General features: G+C 53.8%; 1 rRNA gene. It reads right to left on the bottom strand.

Features of this window, described 5'->3' with window-relative positions:
* Positions 1-1,071 (bottom strand): 23S ribosomal RNA (locus CHH60_RS29370); the annotation flags it as partial.

Genomic DNA, 1,071 nt, shown 5'->3' with positions numbered 1-1,071 from the left:
GGAGGCGACCGCCCCAGTCAAACTGCCCACCTGACACTGTCCCCGTACCCGCTTAGGGCACCAGGTTAGAACCTAGATACGATCAGGGTGGTATCCCAACGGTGCCTCCACACAAGCTGGCGCTCATGCTTCAAAGGCTCCCACCTATCCTGTACAGATCGTACCCAAATTCAATATCAAGCTGCAGTAAAGCTCCATGGGGTCTTTCCGTCTTGTCGCGGGTAACCTGCATCTTCACAGGTATTAAAATTTCACCGGATCTCTCGTTGAGACAGCGCCCAAGTCGTTACGCCATTCGTGCGGGTCAGAATTTACCTGACAAGGAATTTCGCTACCTTAGGACCGTTATAGTTACGGCCGCCGTTTACTGGGGCTTCGGTTCACAGCTTCGGATTACTCCTAACCGCTCCCCTTAACCTTCCAGCACCGGGCAGGCGTCAGCCCGTATACTTCGCCTTACGGCTTCGCACAGACCTGTGTTTTTGCTAAACAGTCGCTTGGGCCTTTTCACTGCGGCCCCCTCGTGCTATTCACACTACCGGGGCACCCCTTCTCCCGAAGTTACGGGGTCATTTTGCCGAGTTCCTTAACGAGAGTTCTTCCGCGCGCCTTAGAATTCTCTTCTCGCCTACCTGTGTCGGTTTGCGGTACGGGCACCTTCATCTGGCTAGAGGCTTTTCTTGGCAGTGTGAGATCATGACCTTCGCTACTGTAATTTTCACTCCCCATCACAGCTCAGCCTTAGATGTGCGGATTTGCCTACACATCAGCCTTACTGCTTGGACAGGCATCCATCAGCCTGCGTCACTACCCTACTGCGTCCCCCCATCGCTCGTAACGATTTACGGTGGTACAGGAATTTCGACCTGTTGTCCTTCGACTACGCCTTTCGGCCTCGCCTTAGGTCCCGACTTACCCTGAGCGGACGAGCCTTCCTCAGGAACCCTTAGGCTTTCGGCGGATCAGATTCTCACTGATCTTTTCGTTACTCATACCGGCATTCTCACTTGTATAATGTCCAGCGCTCCTTACGGTACACCTTCAACCCTTATACAACGCTCCCCTACCCCT

Source organism: Paenibacillus sp. 7523-1 (genome assembly GCF_002276415.1).
Taxonomy (GTDB): domain Bacteria; phylum Bacillota; class Bacilli; order Paenibacillales; family Paenibacillaceae; genus Paenibacillus; species Paenibacillus illinoisensis_A.
This window is presented reverse-complemented; position numbering and strand designations above follow the sequence as displayed.